This is a genomic window from Rhizobium sp. T1470 (genome assembly GCF_042140505.1).
Classification (GTDB): Bacteria; Pseudomonadota; Alphaproteobacteria; order Rhizobiales; family Rhizobiaceae; genus Rhizobium; species Rhizobium favelukesii.
The window spans coordinates 2,714,347-2,727,623 of sequence record NZ_CP148091.1; the positions used below are offsets into that span (position 1 = coordinate 2,714,347).

14 protein-coding genes, 2 tRNA genes and 1 pseudogene are annotated in these 13,277 nt (G+C 58.2%); 5 read left to right on the top strand and 12 right to left on the bottom strand.

Annotation, left to right across the window (positions count from 1 at the left end; all coding sequences use genetic code 11):
* Window positions 1-35 precede the first annotated feature (35 nt).
* From WGT02_RS13675 to WGT02_RS13695, 5 genes are read right to left on the bottom strand one after another with little or no spacing between them, the layout of a single operon-like run.
* Complete coding sequence (locus WGT02_RS13675; RefSeq protein ID WP_024314048.1) at window positions 36-1,556, bottom strand: aldehyde dehydrogenase family protein; 1,521 nt, start codon at window positions 1,554-1,556, stop codon at window positions 36-38.
* Window positions 1,556-2,335: an enoyl-CoA hydratase/isomerase family protein gene (locus WGT02_RS13680; protein ID WP_024314047.1), complete on the bottom strand. Its 780-nt coding sequence runs from the start codon at window positions 2,333-2,335 to the stop codon at window positions 1,556-1,558. The genes WGT02_RS13675 and WGT02_RS13680 overlap by 1 nt, the downstream gene beginning before the upstream one ends.
* A complete protein-coding gene (locus WGT02_RS13685; protein WP_024314046.1) occupies window positions 2,328-3,938 on the bottom strand; it encodes an acyl CoA:acetate/3-ketoacid CoA transferase in 1,611 nt (536 codons plus the stop codon). The genes WGT02_RS13680 and WGT02_RS13685 overlap by 8 nt, the downstream gene beginning before the upstream one ends.
* Before the next feature lie 9 nt (window positions 3,939-3,947).
* On the bottom strand, window positions 3,948-4,952 hold the full coding sequence (locus WGT02_RS13690; RefSeq protein ID WP_024314045.1) for a Gfo/Idh/MocA family protein: 1,005 nt from the start codon (window positions 4,950-4,952) through the stop codon (window positions 3,948-3,950).
* The gene (locus tag WGT02_RS13695; RefSeq protein ID WP_024314044.1) at window positions 4,949-5,992 is read right to left on the bottom strand and encodes a LacI family DNA-binding transcriptional regulator; all 1,044 of its coding nucleotides are present in this window, start codon (window positions 5,990-5,992) and stop codon (window positions 4,949-4,951) included. The genes WGT02_RS13690 and WGT02_RS13695 overlap by 4 nt, the downstream gene beginning before the upstream one ends.
* Before the next feature lie 267 nt (window positions 5,993-6,259).
* On the opposite strand from WGT02_RS13695, the gene WGT02_RS13700 reads away from it, so the two are divergent.
* Window positions 6,260-7,426, top strand: a complete 1,167-nt coding sequence (locus tag WGT02_RS13700; protein WP_208250213.1) for a dihydrodipicolinate synthase family protein — start codon at window positions 6,260-6,262, stop codon at window positions 7,424-7,426.
* A gap of 729 nt (window positions 7,427-8,155) precedes the next feature.
* On the opposite strand, the gene WGT02_RS13705 is transcribed toward WGT02_RS13700, so the two are convergent.
* Window positions 8,156-8,341 carry a hypothetical protein gene (locus WGT02_RS13705; protein WP_024314041.1) on the bottom strand — a complete coding sequence of 62 codons (186 nt, stop codon included), beginning with the start codon at window positions 8,339-8,341 and terminating at the stop codon, window positions 8,156-8,158.
* A 389-nt stretch (window positions 8,342-8,730) separates the two neighbouring features.
* Here WGT02_RS13705 and WGT02_RS13710 point away from each other — a divergent pair, with 389 nt between their 5' ends.
* Window positions 8,731-8,949: a DUF982 domain-containing protein gene (locus WGT02_RS13710; protein ID WP_208250212.1), complete on the top strand. Its 219-nt coding sequence runs from the start codon at window positions 8,731-8,733 to the stop codon at window positions 8,947-8,949.
* Window positions 8,912-9,208, top strand: a complete 297-nt coding sequence (locus WGT02_RS13715) for a hypothetical protein (protein ID WP_208250613.1) — start codon at window positions 8,912-8,914, stop codon at window positions 9,206-9,208. The genes WGT02_RS13710 and WGT02_RS13715 overlap by 38 nt, the downstream gene beginning before the upstream one ends.
* A 25-nt stretch (window positions 9,209-9,233) precedes the next feature.
* Here WGT02_RS13715 and WGT02_RS13720 read toward each other — a convergent pair.
* A tRNA-Arg gene (locus WGT02_RS13720) sits at window positions 9,234-9,310 on the bottom strand.
* Window positions 9,311-9,359: 49 nt separating this feature from the next.
* On the bottom strand, window positions 9,360-9,665 hold the full coding sequence (locus WGT02_RS13725; protein WP_024314039.1) for an ETC complex I subunit: 306 nt from the start codon (window positions 9,663-9,665) through the stop codon (window positions 9,360-9,362).
* Between the two features lie 320 nt (window positions 9,666-9,985).
* On the opposite strand from WGT02_RS13725, the gene WGT02_RS13730 reads away from it, so the two are divergent.
* Window positions 9,986-10,062, top strand: a tRNA-Pro gene (locus WGT02_RS13730).
* A 228-nt stretch (window positions 10,063-10,290) separates the two neighbouring features.
* A complete protein-coding gene (locus WGT02_RS13735) occupies window positions 10,291-10,407 on the top strand; it encodes an outer membrane protein (RefSeq protein WP_374046192.1) in 117 nt (38 codons plus the stop codon).
* Between the two features lie 6 nt (window positions 10,408-10,413).
* On the opposite strand, the pseudogene WGT02_RS13740 reads toward WGT02_RS13735, so the two are convergent.
* From WGT02_RS13740 to WGT02_RS13755, 4 genes and pseudogenes are all read right to left on the bottom strand, one after another.
* Window positions 10,414-10,612: pseudogene (locus WGT02_RS13740) on the bottom strand (DUF192 domain-containing protein); the annotation flags it as partial.
* A gap of 74 nt (window positions 10,613-10,686) precedes the next feature.
* Window positions 10,687-11,550 carry a hypothetical protein gene (locus tag WGT02_RS13745; RefSeq protein WP_024314015.1) on the bottom strand — a complete coding sequence of 288 codons (864 nt, stop codon included), beginning with the start codon at window positions 11,548-11,550 and terminating at the stop codon, window positions 10,687-10,689.
* A 54-nt stretch (window positions 11,551-11,604) separates the two neighbouring features.
* On the bottom strand, window positions 11,605-12,150 hold the full coding sequence (locus tag WGT02_RS13750) for an acyltransferase (RefSeq protein ID WP_024314014.1): 546 nt from the start codon (window positions 12,148-12,150) through the stop codon (window positions 11,605-11,607).
* 3 nt (window positions 12,151-12,153) lie between these two features.
* The gene (locus tag WGT02_RS13755) at window positions 12,154-12,852 is read right to left on the bottom strand and encodes a hypothetical protein (protein ID WP_024314013.1); all 699 of its coding nucleotides are present in this window, start codon (window positions 12,850-12,852) and stop codon (window positions 12,154-12,156) included.
* Window positions 12,853-13,277: the final 425 nt, after the last annotated feature.

Sequence of the window (13,277 nt, forward strand, 5' to 3'; positions counted from 1 at the left end):
CCCGCCCTCCTCGAGCGTGGTCTCCCTCAAGCCAGCTACGCCAGCTTTTCCCTCTGCGGCATCCACCAGTTGGTCCGGCTGCCAATATGCATGTTGAGCGTCTTCGTCTCGGTATAGTCCTCCACCGCATGGCGGCCGAGTTCGCGGCCCAGGCCAGACTGCTTGTAGCCACCGAACGGGAGCTCGGAAGCCCCGTCCATGAAAGTGTTCATCCAGACCGTACCGGCGCGCACCCTGCGCCCGACGGTCAGGCAGGTATCGAAGTCTCGGCTCCAGACGCCCGCCGAAAGGCCGTAGTCGATCGCGTTTGCGATCTCGATCGCTTCCGCAGTGGTTTCGAACGTGAGTACGGACAAGACAGGACCGAAGACCTCCTCGCGCGCAACCGCCATGCTAGGCGTAACAGCTTCGAGGATGGTTGGTGCCATGTATTGCCCCATGCCCAAGTCGAGTTTTTCACCGCCATGCGCGACCTGTGCACCGCTGCTTGTCGCGCCAGCCACGTAACCAGCAATCTTCTCCAGATGCTGCGGTGTGATGATAGCACCAACTTGCGTTGTTGGATCAAGTGGATCGCCGACCTTGACGTCCTTGGCGAGTTCCGCCACGCGCCTGACAACCTCGGACGCGATGCTCTTGTGGAGGATCAAGCGGGAGCCTGCATTGCAGCATTCGCCGGCATTGAAATAGGCGCCGAAGACGGCCGCATCGATGAACGCATCGAGATCCGCATCCGGGAACACGATCTGTGGGTTCTTGCCACCCAGTTCCAGCGAGACCTTTTTGAGCGTCTGCGCGGCATTCGTCATGGTGAGTTTGCCGACACCGGTCGAGCCGGTGAATGAAACCATGTCGACCGCAGGATGGGACGTCATCATTGCGCCGACCTCGGGTCCCGTACCGGTGACAATGTTGACGACGCCGTCCGGAACGCCCGCCTCCTGAAGGATTTCACCCAACACGAGCGTCGACCCTGAGGTCAGTTCCGATGGCTTGACGACCGTGGTGCAACCCGCCGCCAATGCAAAGGGAAGCTTCTGGCCGACGATCAGGAAGGGGAAGTTCCAGGGTGTAATGATCGATACTACGCCGATCGCTTCACGCAGGACGACACCCAGCGTACCGTCTCCAAGGGTGTTGTAACTTTCACCGTGCAGATCGCGGGCAAGTGCTGCGGCATATCGCCAGATGTCAACCGAGCCGGCGATCTCACCCCGCACCTGGGAAATCGGCTTGCCGGCTTCGATCGCGTCCAGAAACGCGAGTTCTTCCGCACGGGCCGTAATCAGGCCAGCCGCCTTGAGCAGAATGGCGGACCGCTCGGAAGCGGTCATCCGCGGCCACGGTCCATGATCGAAAGCCTTGCGAGCAGCGAGGATCGCCCGCTCGGCATCTGCTTTGCTGCCAGCCGGAAATCGGCTCACCACGACACCATGGCTCGGAGCAACGCGCTCGATCGGTTGGAAGGACCCGGCTTCCCACTTGCCGTCGACCAGCATCTTGAATTCGCGGGCCCTGTGGTCGCTAAGCGCCTTCGGATTCACCAGAACCGTCATTACCATTCTCCCTTGAACTTTGCCGGGCGCTTCTCGCTGAAGGAAGCAATGCCCTCCTTGAGATCGGCGGTCTTCGCAACGAGGATCGAACCCAACGCTTCGACGGCGGTGCCGTTGTCCTCGCCGTTTGCTGAAGCGATCATCAGCTTCACGATCTCGAGCGCGGCAGGCCCTCTTGCCGAGACCCTCTGCGCATAATCCTTCGCGGCATCGACCGCGTTTCCGCTCGATGTGACCGCATCCACGATGCCGAGCACGTGGGCTTCCTCCGCAGTGAAAATTTCGCCACCCAGCGCCATGCGACGAACGACCTGCGCGCCGAAGCGCTTGACCAGGCGTTGCGTGCCAGACCAGCCGGGAACCATGCCTAGACCGGTCTCGGGAAGTCCGATCTTGATGTGCTCTTCAGCAATGCGAATGTCAGCGACGCCAGCGAGCTCCAGCCCACCGCCGAGGGCATGCCCATTGAGGGCGGCGATCAGCGGTATCCTGAGGGTCGCAAGTCTTTCGAAAACGCGATGTCCGTGGCGCACCCAGGCATGACCGAATTCCTGCGGCTGCATGCCGCCCCAGGCCTTGATGTCGCCGCCGGCAGAAAAGCCCTTGCCCTCGCCCGTCAGGATTGCCGCGCGCACGTCGGCGTTTGCCTCGACTTTGTCGGCTGCATCTGAAAGCGCTTTCAGCATGTCCAGATCAAGCGCATTGAGCTTTTCTGGACGCGATACCGTCATGATCGCGACGTGATCCTCGACTTGGATTCTTACGGTGCCGCTAGCCATTGAAGGCACCCTCCAGAACGCGGGCGCTCTTCGTCGGCAGAGACAGGCCTATGTTTGCTTCGTCAAAGAGGCGTGCATCCATAACCTTGAGGTCCTTTGCTATGATCAGCGGGAACTCGGATTGAGCGAGGATATGGCTCAGGTCGATCCCCGGTGCGATCTCCGTGAGAACAACGCCTTCCGGCGTCAGCTTCATCACGCACCGCTCGGTGACATAAGTGATGTCCTGGCCCTGCTCGATCGCGCGCTTGCCGGAGAAGGTGACATGCTCGACCTCATTGACGAGCTTCTTCAACTTGCCTTCCTTCTCGATGACCAGCTTGCCGTCGGCGATGCCAAGCTTCGCTCCCGCATTGAACATTCCCGAGAACACGATCTTCTTCGCCCGCGCGGTTATATCAACGAAGCCGCCGGCCCCCGCTGTCACATGGGGTCTGAATGAAAGCTTCGAGACGTTGACAGAACCGTCCTTGCCGATCTCGAGGAAAGACAGGAGCGAAGCATCGAAGCCGGCGCCCTGGAAGTAGGTGAACTGGTATGGCGACGGCATATAGGCGTCGGCGTTCGAAGCGCAGCCGAATGCGAAGTCCAGCAAAGGAACCCCTCCGACGGCCCCCTGCTCGATGACCCAGGTGACCGCGCCGTGCAGCCCCTCCTCAAGCAGGATGCGCGGCACGTTGGCGGAAATGCCGAAGCCCAGATTGACGCAACTCCCCGCCTGCAACTCTTGTGCAACGCGGCGCGCGATGACCTTCTGGATGTTGAATTCCGGAACGCGGAAGCTCTCCAGCGGACGGAGGATCTCGCCTGAGATGGCCGGATCATAGAGCGTCTGAGTGGTTTGCTTCTGATCCGGATCGACGATGACATAGTCGACCAACATGCCAGGTACGCGCACGTCGTGCGGCTTCAGCGAACCTTCCTTGGTGATGCGCTTGACCTGGGCGATGACGATGCCGCCATTGTTGCGGGCGGCGAGCGCCTGATCCAGACCACCGAGATAAGCGCCTTCGTGCTCATAAGTCAGATTGCCGCGCTCGTCTGCAGTTGTCGCTCGGATGATCGCGACCTGCGGCACGATCGATGGGAAGAACAGCCAGTCCTCTCCTTCGAACGAGACACGCTTGACGACGGGCTCCTTGGCCCCGAGGTCGTTCATCGCGCAACCCTGTCTTCTCGGGTCGACGAAAGTGTCGATACCGACCTTCGTCAGGACACCGGGTCGTTTCGCGGCAGCCTCCCGGTGAATATCGAACATGATGCCCGAAGGAATATTGTAGGCCGCAATCTCGTTGTTCGTGATCATCTGCCAGATCAGCGGCGGCTCTGCGCTGGATGGACCCGACGGATAGGAGCCGCCGATGATACGCTTGATCAGGCCCTTCTTGGCGATGTAGTCGACACCCTTGATACCACTCATGTCGCCCGCGGCGATCGGATGCAGGGTCGTGATCTCCCGCGGATGGCCGGTGCTGTCGAAGCGCTCGCCAATCGCCTTCAGCATAAGGTCAGGGCAACCAAGACCGCTGGACGACGACACCGACACCATGGCTCCGTCGGGGATCAGTGCGGCAGCTTCGGCCGGGGTGATATGCTTGCTCATTGGAATTGCTCAAAGTCCTGTTTGGATTTTCACGGCCGTCCCGCTCTTGGTGGCTTCGACGACCGCCAGACCTGTCGCCAGCGACCAGATGCCATCCTCCGCCGTCGCCGAAGGACGACCCTTTCCGGCGACAGAACCGTGAAAGGCTTGCAGTGCCGTCTCATAAAGGTTGCTCGCGTCGGTCGGCAGTTGCTGCTCGCCATCCGCATTTCTAAGCGTCACCGTTCCGTCAGGACGTTGCGTCATCACGTTACGGCCGATGATCGAACCTTCAGTGCCATGCACCTCGAACCCGGTCTCCGCATATTTGGTCGTGAAGGCATCGTGGAATTGGGCAAGGATCCCGTCCTGGAAACGCATGACACCCATCACGCCGTCTTCGACGCCTGGCTTGCCCATCCCCGCCGCCTGCGAAAACGCAATGACCTCGACCGGATCGCGGCCGAGCACAAAACGCAGCGTGTCGGTGTCATGAACGGTGATGTCGAGAATAACACCGGCTCCGGCTTCGGGCCGATCCAGCCGCCAGCCTTGCAGGTGAGCCGGGAGGTACACCGCATGAAAAACGCGAGCGGCCAACGGCTTGCCGATCTTGCCGGAGGCGATGGCGTCTCTCATGGCGATGTGAGTGGAGGCGTTGCGGAGATGGTGGTTGGTGGCGAGAACGACACCGGCGTTCTTCGCCGCCTTGACCATGGCGTGCGCATCGTGCAGCGACATCGCCAACGGCTTCTCGCAAAGAATATGCTTGCCGGCGCGCGCCGCAGCGATCGCCTGGTCGCGATGAAGTTCGTTCGTCGTCGAAATGTAAACCGCATCGACATCCGGATCGTTCACAAGGACATCGACATCAGCGACATGCCTCGGGATCCCGTTTTCCTTCGCATAGGACCGGCCGCGCTCGACGCTCGAGCTCATGACGGACACGATATCGCCGCCAGTAGCGCGGATAGCGTCAATCACCCATTCACGCGCAATGGTACTTGCCCCAATCAGTCCCCAACGAACGGTCATGCCATCTTTCTCCCTGTCTTCTGCGCGGCTCCGCAGCTCTCGCGAATGACGAGCCGGACAGCCGTGGTCACGCTTTCGGGCTCCGCCTTGCCTGCGTTGATCTGCTTGAGGAGAAGCTGTGCTGCGCGTCTGCCCATGCTTTGCGGATCGACGGAGATCGTCGTGAGAGCAGGGACCGCCGTTTGTGCCTCGATCACGTCGTCGAAGCCGACGACAGCGAAGTCACGACCGGGTTCCATATGACGCGCGCGCAGGCCATCGCACACGCCGAAGGCGACGGCATCATTGAAGCAAACCGCCGCCGTTGGCCGGTTGCTCATTGCCATCGCCCGCCCGATCGCATCGGCTCCGCCTGCTCTCGAGGGCGCCGATGAGACCACCAGCTCTTCATGAAAACTGAAACCGGCGGCGTTCATGCCATCCATATAACCCGCAAGACGCTCCTCGAAGACCGCCGTGTCTGGAAATCCGCCGAGAAATGCGATTCGTGCGTGGCCGAGGGACGCCAGGTGCTCGACTGCCGCTGAAGTCCCGTCCTGATTGTCGGAAACAATCGACGAGACCTTTGCACCAGGCAGGCTGCGAACAACAACGACAACCGGAATATCGGCTGCAACAAGCGGCTTGAAATCGGCCGCCTCGGTAGCACGCGCCGGAGAGACGATGAGCCCCGAGATACCATGCTCCCTCATCGAGGCGATGACTTCCCGCTGCCTGTCAATGCTCTCGCTCGTGTTCGAGAGGAACTGCACGAAGCCGGCAGACTGCACGACCATATCGACGCCAACAGCAAGTTCGGCAAAGAAGCTGTTGGTGAGGTCGTTCACCACGACGCCGATGATCTTCGACTTTGCACTCGTTTGGCGAAGGTTCGCGGCCCCGCGGTTATAGACATAACCAAGCTCACGCATCGCTGCATTCACCTTGGATCGCGTCCCTTCATTCACCAGAGGGGACCCTTGCAATACCAGCGAGACGGTCGACTTCGAGACGCCGGCGGCCTTCGCGATGTCAATGACCGTCACCCTCCCTTTCGACATGAATTCCTCCCGGCTCGCGCCAACTTGGGCAGTAAATAATTGGAACGTTCCAAACTTGTCAAGCACATTCTTTGGAAAACCTTCACCCCTGTAACGCGGTAAAACACACAACAATCGCGTTGCTTCTCATTGTTTCTATTATATTTTGTCCCCAGTTCGCGCCGAGGTTCCCGCTTCCCCGCCCCCGTTCCCTAGATTTAAAAAAAGGCTATTGCAATTTGGAACGATCCAAACTATTGCGTCATTCACCTATCGAGGAGGATCGCAATGAGCTTGTCTTTAAATCTGCCGAACACTGACGGTTCCGCCAGCGAGTACCGGCTTCTCGGCACACCGATCGGGCGCCCTTCCACACCGCCAAAATTCAACCGGATCGCCTATGCGGCCGCCCATGTCGTATCGGAGCCTCGAAAGGACGTTGACCCTTGGGGCCGTCCGGCAATCGATTGGGACGCGACGATCGCCTTCCGCCGGCACCTGTGGAGCCTCGGCTTCAAGATCGCCGAAGCGATGGATACCTCCCAGCGTGGCATGGGGCTCGACTGGGCTGGCGCGCAGGAACTGATCCGGCGATCGCTGCAGGAGGCTCGCACGGTTCCGGGCGCTGACCTTGCATGTGGTGCCGGCACTGATCATCTCGCGGCAGCCGATGCGAGATCGATTGACGATGTCATCCAGGCGTACGAGACGCAGATCGAATTCGTGGAAAAGAATGGCGGCCGCACCATCATGATGGCCAGCCGCGCCCTCGCCCGCGTGGCGTCCTCCCCCGACGACTACGCCAAGGTCTATGGCAGAATTCTCTCGCAGGCCAAGGACAAGGTCGTCCTGCATTGGCTGGGAGAAATGTTCGACCCGAACCTAGCCGGCTACTGGGGCAGCGCGCAATTCGAACCGTCGCTCGAGTGCGTCCTCAGAATCATCAACGAGAACAAGGACAAGGTCGAGGGGATCAAAATCTCGCTGCTCGACAATGCCAGGGAGGTGCAACTTCGCAATCGGCTTCCGGAAGGCGTGCTCTGCTTTACCGGTGACGATTTCAACTATGCGGAACTGATCGAGGGGGATGGCAAGCGCTATAGTCATGCGCTGCTTGGCATCTTCGACGCCGTCGCCCCTTCGGCATCAAAGGCGTTGGCATCGCTCGCTGCGGGTGACGCCGCTACCTTCCGATCCATCATCGAGCCGACCGTTCCGCTCTCCCGCAAGATTTTCGAACCCCCGACGCAATACTACAAGGCCGGCGTCGTCTTCCTGGCGTGGTTGAACGGTCACCAGAGCCATTTCAGCCTTCCGGCAGGGCTGCAGTCGGCGCGCGGCGTCAATCACTATGCCGATATTTTCCGGCTCGCAGACAAAGCAAACGTCCTGGACAAACCCGACCTTGCCGTCGCACGCATGAGGCATTTCGTAGGCGTGTTTGGCATAGAATGAGCCGCCGACGAGAGGCGCTAAAGGGGGCTCGAACAAGGGAACCAGAGCGAACGTTCGGCGTTCAAGGCGCAGATCGCGTCGAGATTGTCTTTCTCCGGCGCGACCTTTCCGGCATACCTTGCTCTCGCCTCACCAACACCGAGGTTTTTTTGTTCGGCTGTTCTACCTAGTAGCTACAAGGCCGGTCGTTATCGAATCCAAGTGCGCAGGCTGAGTTTAGGGGGCGATTTCGATCCTGTTGGCCGGTTGTCGAAGTACAGGCCGATGTGATCGCCGCAAGGCTGATCAACGCCCCCGCCACTACAAATCTGTGAAATCGGTTCATCTGACCTTCTCCTTCGTAGGATCAAGCATCATAACCCGCTCCGAAGCAACAGGCGACGACCGCCTGCCGATAAAGTTCGAAGGAACCTCACAGCGTGGGGAAGCAGCAAAGTTCCCTCGTCTCGTTCGAACCGACGCCAGCCCCTTTTGTCCTCGGTTCATAGCCACCAGGAGATTGTGGCAATCCCGAATATAGATGACCCAAGAGGACTGCACATTGGACCTGGGCCCCGCAACCTTTGGGGCGGTTGGTTCACGCTCCATTCAATACGAAAAGAACAACGACGAAAGCGGCGATATGAACACGGATACATCGATGGGGTTGAAGCCCGCGCGGCCCTCCCGGGTCAAGAGCACCCGGTCGGCGCTTAAGACGCTTCCGGCGGATGCTTTTAAGCCGACGGCCTACTGAAGCTCAGACTTCTCTTCAGAAGCGATAACCGTTCCGTGTCGCAGTGCCTCCTCTTGAGCTGCCTGGATGGCCTGCTGGATAAAATACACGACGAGATCGTAGTCCGGAGTCTCCCGCGAGGCGATTTCCCACGCAACGTTCAGAGTGAATATCAGCTGTGGGACAATCGTATCGGTCACGGCGGCGTACCCTGAAAGCACGGGAATCTTACGGGCCGTTCACGGCCACAGCAATGTCAACGATTGAACGTACGGCACGAGAATGTCACCAGCGACTTAGTAGCTTGTACTATAGCGCTCATCAGGATGCCTACCAGCGCTCGCGCGGCGAGTCCGACTTGCCAATGATACCCTCACCGGCTCGCAAAGTCCTGAATGCCTCGTCCTTGATTTGAAGGAAGGCGTGAGTTCCATGTTCAAATCCCTGCCGTTTGTCAATGATTGAGCAGCGGCGTCACCGAAGGGTTCTGCTTGTCTTCCTCTTCCATTGCGGGCTCGCGATCCCCACTTTTGGAGAGGCGGAGCAACACCCGTCGATGACAGGACACCCCCACGATTGGAGCGCAGCCATGTTGGTACACCGATGGAAAAAACCCCTCGTGCTGGGAGATAGCCGCATCCGCATCGTTGTCGGTTCCCCGGAGGAGGCCTTGACCTGGCTCATTCATGAGCCGAACCAGAGCACGGCGAAATGGCAGCGAGCATGGGAAGCTTGCCGAGCGGTCATTGAGGGTCGGATGAGGGCCGAAGATGCCAAACCCGCCGTTCAGTTCGCGGCTGCACGCTAAGTCGTTCGGACTGGTGCTGTTTGGAGATTGGTTCAACGCTCACCTCGCGCGGCTTGCTCAGTCAGGTACGCAGCCGGTCGATGCGCTTCATGTCAGAGGCAGCGCCGAAGGTCCCGAGCTTGTAATCGCGAAACTTCCGATCGCCGGCAGGATGAACTTTGCCGCTGCGACATTCCGAACCCAGCCGGGCGCCTTGGCAGCATCTGCATTCATGCGGCTTATCCCGATTCTTGGCCTCCCCTGGCAGGAACACGATTAGAGGTTATCTAAGAGGTTGAAATGATTGGCGACCCCTGCAGGAATCGAACCTGCGACAACCTGCTTAGAAGGCAGGTGCTCTATCCAGCTGAGCTAAGGGGCCGCGTGACCGGGAAACATGTCCCGGTCAAATCCGTCTTGTTGAACGCGGATCAGTGCGTCCAGGGTTGCGTCCGCGTATAGCGGAAATTGTCGGGATAGGCCACGATCTGGCGCTGCGGATCTTTCGGGGCAATGACCCGGTACTCGATGCCGTTGCGCTTTGCGTAAGCCTCGGCGAGTTCCTGCGTTTCGAAGGTCAGCTTTAGCTGCTGGCGCATATCCGAAGACGACGTGTAGCCCATGATCGGATCGATGGTGCGCGGCGTCTCCTGATCGAACTCAAGAACCCAAATATTTGTCTTTGCCTTGCCGGACTGCATCGCGGTCTTGGCTGGACGATAGATCTTGGCAGACATTGCTGCAGCGCCTCCGAATTAGCGGCTTTCGCACTTGAAACTTCAATCGATCCCACGGTCGGGGCTCTTCATCCAAACCGTCGCACGAAGAGATGAATTTTGCTTAGCGGCGAATCCCTTTCTTTTCAAGAAAAAAGCCGCGGCGGCGGGAGCTGGATGTTCGGCCATTTCCGGCAGCCGTGCCTTCCCACAATTCGCGCTGACGTCAAACATTCCTCACGCCGACCTGAACGAAAAGAGCGCCTACACCAAGCTGGGGGTTAGGCGATTTAGATATTGCGGACGCGAGGCGAACCGTGTATTGCCCTCCCTCGTCGGCACGGAGTGTAGCGCAGTCTGGTAGCGCATCTGGTTTGGGACCAGAGGGTCGGGAGTTCGAATCTCTCCACTCCGACCACTTCCCCTTAGTTAACGGCATGACTAACGATTGTGGCTTGGCCCCGCAGCCGCGCGAAAATAGCCGCGCCATCCGACCCCCTCCCGCAAAAGGTCTTGTCCTTCGGCTAGCCGCGGAGCAAGCAACGACACTAACGCGCGAACGAGCCAAGAAACCCGTTGTTAAGGTTGTGTCTGATATTATTCACTATATTCGATCCCATTTTCTTAGCCCCACGGGAGAAGTCGCATGATGTCGTGCCGGGCGGAATATCGCTACAGCGATTATGGCGACGAAGAAATTCAGGGAACCGGCGTCGATCTTGATCAACATGCCGTCTCGGCGGGTATCGGCGTGAAATTCTAACTAGCGTCACGGCCGATAGTCTCCGACGCGCCAGACCGGGTTGAAGCGAGCGCGCCCACTTTTCTTCGCGGTTGTCGCACTCATCCACCTTGTCGCCAGGCTTGATGCCGAGCTTGGCGGTGATCCCGGCATTGAGTTCCGTCACGTACCTCACCTCCGTCATCGAATCGATGATGTCCCGGGAGTACGGCACCGCGTTCTGCTTGGCGGAACCTTTGTATGGCTGCGATTACTGGAAGCGCACCAGGCTCAACTTTCGCCGGTCAGGTGCGACGGATCCTACTTGCCCTCCATCGACTCCCATCGCCGTTCCTTCCGCGTCTTCGGCTTTAGCCTCTTGTACGTTCTATCAACGAAACGAAGGAACCTCGTCACATGCATCAACTTGTCAACGAATGAGCTCAAATTCACAAGACGCTCCGCCAGTACTTCGTTTGCCGTCAAAGCGATCTCGGCTGGAGAATATTCCGGAAAGTGCGTGGAAAGCTCGGCATAAGGATTGGTCCGCTCGCGACCAATAATGTCGATCTTCCCGTTGCGGTACAGGAGCCGCAAAAGGACCTGCTCGAACGTCCAGTCATGGACGTCGAGGACCTGATAGCGCTCGCTTCGCTTTGACGAGAAGCCCGCCAGAGTGATCTTGACGCCCAGTTGGAGGTTGGTGAGCCAAAGGCACAGTGCAAACCCGGTGGTCGGCAGACTTGCAGGTGGATAAAACGGAGCGAACACGTCCGTCAGATCCAGATGCCTGACTTTCACATCACCAAATGCAGAAGCTGGGCTGAATTTTTCGCGGTTGCCGATGGTCAGATTGACGATCCCGAGGAAGCTGCTTCTGTCGAAATACTGCAGAACCTTGGACACTTTGCCGCTTTTGACGAGGTTGGCACCCAACGTTCCGCTTCGCGATACCAGCAGGGCCTTGCGCGTGAACGGTTCGCTCAGAACCTTGTAAACCTTGTTGAAAAAGATGAAGAGCGTTGTCTCAGGAAAGCGGGACATAAGCTCGTCGATGTCGACCTCATCGCTATTTGCGACCAGGACGATATCGCTGTAGCCGAGAAAGAACGACCTCCAGTCCTCCGTGTGGATTTCCTCAGTTGCGTCCATTGTATCGGGATCGCTAGTGTCAGATCTGCTCATCGTTGGAACCATGTTGATGTTATCTTGCTGATGGAGCGCTTCCACAATACGCGATCATTGCTCTCCATTCTCAACCGCCTTTGCCGTCCGTGTTTTCACCAGACGCGCTGGTGCCCCCACGTAGACGCCAAACGGCACCGTTGCCCCCTTCACCACGCTGTTCGCCCCGATGACGCAACCTTGAGCGATGTGGCAGCCTGCCAGCACCTTTGCTCCGGCACCGATCCAAACGTCGTCTCCGATAACGATGCCATCCTTCTTCACGGGTTGCAGCCGTATTGGTACCGCGGGATCATTGTACCTGTGTTCGAATGCGACCACGACCACATGAGCGGCGATACGAACATTATCGCCGATTTGGATGCCTCCATGCCCCAGCAGGATGGAATAGTCGTTTATGGAGACATCATTTCCTATTGTGATCACTCCGCTCTGAGCATCGATAATCACCCCACAGCGGGTAAAAAGCCGGTCGCCGATCTCGATCTTGCCGCGCCGGTACCGGAATCGTGGCCAATAGCGCATGTTCGGTTCTTTTCCGATCCTCAAAGACCCGCCTGAGAGAAACGAACGGAGCTTGACCAGAAAGCCGAGGTTCAAGCGTCACACAGGCATGAACTGAGGATCGATCGCCAGGGCCTTGTCACGCCAGATCTGCGCGTATTCGACATCCTGCCAATTGTGAAACCAGGGGCCGCCATTCGTGTAATGCACGCCCTTTGGGAAGCCGACTGAAGGCTTGGTATTCCAACCCTCGAGCCAGTTCCATTCTTCAGGTATCTGCCCGATCTCGCTGTCTGCGGCCCATTGCAGCCGATGCAGATAGGCACCGGTTTCCCTGTTCACGAGTTCAGGGGTCAGCGCCCGGGTGGACGGATGCGCGCAGTTGAAGAGCATGAATGAGGACCAGTTTTTTCTCGGATAGGTGGTTTGCACCTTGCCATCCATCTTCACCCCTTCTTTCGGGACGTAATCATGGGGGACGCAGCACACCGCTTTCGTTTCGTCTTTAAACTGAATGAGTTCAGCGATATCGCCAAAGAACAGGAAATCGCAATCGCAAAACAAAGCCCAGCCTTTGTAGTCAGCGAGCCAGGGAGTGAAAAATCGCGAGTATGTGAACTCCGTTGATGCTAGCGGATCCACCTCACGGGTGTAGACACCACGGTCGATCAGATCCTGCAGCTTGATTGGGTGTACATCGACGTCGATAGAGGCATTTTCCAGCAAAGTTTCTTTCGCCACTTCGTAGGCGATATTTTCACGAGAATCCCATCCGATATAGACTGATAGCTCCGCCATACACACTCCTCCTGTTCTTCGCTAACCAGAGGCCAATGGATGACACTCGGCGCTGTATGCGTTTTATCAGCACCGATCATTGCTACCTCGCGCACCGAAATGCGGATGCCTAGGAGCGCACTGAATGACCTCTACTGCTCGCTGACGTCAGAGCGTCAGCCGCGTTCCTCGAACGCTCAAGGTTGACTTGAACAAATGTAAACAACGAATGTAAACAGTAAATCTCACCATAGATGACGAAAAATGTGGACATTCCGCGACCAGTAAGCGCGCGAGGCTCGATGGTGACAAATGATCGGAAGATTGATTGCCAGTCCAAAGCGAACGGATGAGGGCTTCTATGTCGAGACGAGCAAGCCAAGGTCCCGTGCCTTTCCAATCCCGCCGCCTGCCTGGGTGTACGCAGCTTGGGAGGCTTCGAGAAC

What these genes read in the sequence shown, in the direction of transcription:
- WGT02_RS13695 (WP_024314044.1), bottom strand. Translation starts at nt 5,992, where the DNA reads ATGTCGAAAGGGAGGGTGACGGTCATTGACATCGCGAAGGCCGCCGGC.
- WGT02_RS13715 (WP_208250613.1), top strand. Translation starts at nt 8,912, where the DNA reads ATGCCAAACCCGCCGTTCAGTTCGCGGCTGCACGCTAAGTCGTTCGGA.
- WGT02_RS13680 (WP_024314047.1), bottom strand. Translation starts at nt 2,335, where the DNA reads ATGGCTAGCGGCACCGTAAGAATCCAAGTCGAGGATCACGTCGCGATC.
- WGT02_RS13755 (WP_024314013.1), bottom strand. Translation starts at nt 12,852, where the DNA reads ATGGCGGAGCTATCAGTCTATATCGGATGGGATTCTCGTGAAAATATC.
- WGT02_RS13690 (WP_024314045.1), bottom strand. Translation starts at nt 4,952, where the DNA reads ATGACCGTTCGTTGGGGACTGATTGGGGCAAGTACCATTGCGCGTGAA.
- WGT02_RS13725 (WP_024314039.1), bottom strand. Translation starts at nt 9,665, where the DNA reads ATGTCTGCCAAGATCTATCGTCCAGCCAAGACCGCGATGCAGTCCGGC.
- WGT02_RS13685 (WP_024314046.1), bottom strand. Translation starts at nt 3,938, where the DNA reads ATGAGCAAGCATATCACCCCGGCCGAAGCTGCCGCACTGATCCCCGAC.
- WGT02_RS13675 (WP_024314048.1), bottom strand. Translation starts at nt 1,556, where the DNA reads ATGACGGTTCTGGTGAATCCGAAGGCGCTTAGCGACCACAGGGCCCGC.
- WGT02_RS13735 (WP_374046192.1), top strand. Translation starts at nt 10,291, where the DNA reads ATGATGTCGTGCCGGGCGGAATATCGCTACAGCGATTATGGCGACGAA.
- WGT02_RS13745 (WP_024314015.1), bottom strand. Translation starts at nt 11,550, where the DNA reads ATGAGCAGATCTGACACTAGCGATCCCGATACAATGGACGCAACTGAG.
- WGT02_RS13700 (WP_208250213.1), top strand. Translation starts at nt 6,260, where the DNA reads ATGAGCTTGTCTTTAAATCTGCCGAACACTGACGGTTCCGCCAGCGAG.
- WGT02_RS13710 (WP_208250212.1), top strand. Translation starts at nt 8,731, where the DNA reads ATGTTGGTACACCGATGGAAAAAACCCCTCGTGCTGGGAGATAGCCGC.